The organism is Corallococcus sp. CA053C, assembly GCF_003611675.1.
Lineage (GTDB): Bacteria > Myxococcota > Myxococcia > Myxococcales > Myxococcaceae > Corallococcus.
The window spans coordinates 1-646 of sequence record NZ_RAWA01000837.1 but is presented as its reverse complement, the minus strand read 5'-3'; the positions used below and the strand labels follow the sequence as shown (position 1 = coordinate 646).

Here is a 646-nt window from a genome sequence, read left to right as displayed (position 1 = left end):
GTGGAGGTGGGCGCGGTGTACGTGGCGGGGCGCCGGGCGCGGGACGGGGCGGTGAAGCTCCAGTCCGCGCAGGTGGTGACGGTGGTGCTGGAGGAGGCGGGGCAGAGTCCGCTGGAGGCCGTGGGGCCGTCCGCGCCCCTGCGCGTGCTGTTCGAGGACGCGGACGTCATCGCGGTGGACAAGCCGGCGGGACTGAACGCGCAGCCCTCGGAGGGGCGCGTGGGCGCGAGCCTGGTGGACGTCGTGGGCGCGCACCTGGGGGGCACCGCGGGGCTGGTGCATCGGTTGGACCGGGAGACGTCCGGGGTGACGGTGTTCGGCAAGTCCGCGTCCGCCACGGCCGCGCTGGCGGAGGCGTTCCGGGAGGGCACCGCGCGCAAGCGGTACCTCGCGGCGACGGGGCCGGGGCTCCCGGCGGGCGGCACGGTGGACCTGCCGCTGTCGAAGGATCCGTCGCGGCCCGGGCGCTGGAGGGCCACGCGCGCGGCCAACGGCGTGCCCGCGTGGACGGACTACCGCACGCTGTTCGCGGGCGACGCGTTCTGCCTGGTGGAGCTGCTGCCCCGGACGGGCCGCACGCACCAGCTCCGAGCGCACCTGACGGCGCTGGGGACGCCCATCCTGGGGGACGCGCGCTATGGGGGGG

Annotated in this window: 1 protein-coding gene; it reads left to right on the top strand. The window is 77.1% G+C overall.

Annotated elements, in window-relative coordinates; translation table 11 throughout:
• On the top strand, positions 1–646 hold a 646-nt coding region (locus D7V97_RS43485), incomplete at both ends, for an RluA family pseudouridine synthase (RefSeq protein ID WP_147445281.1).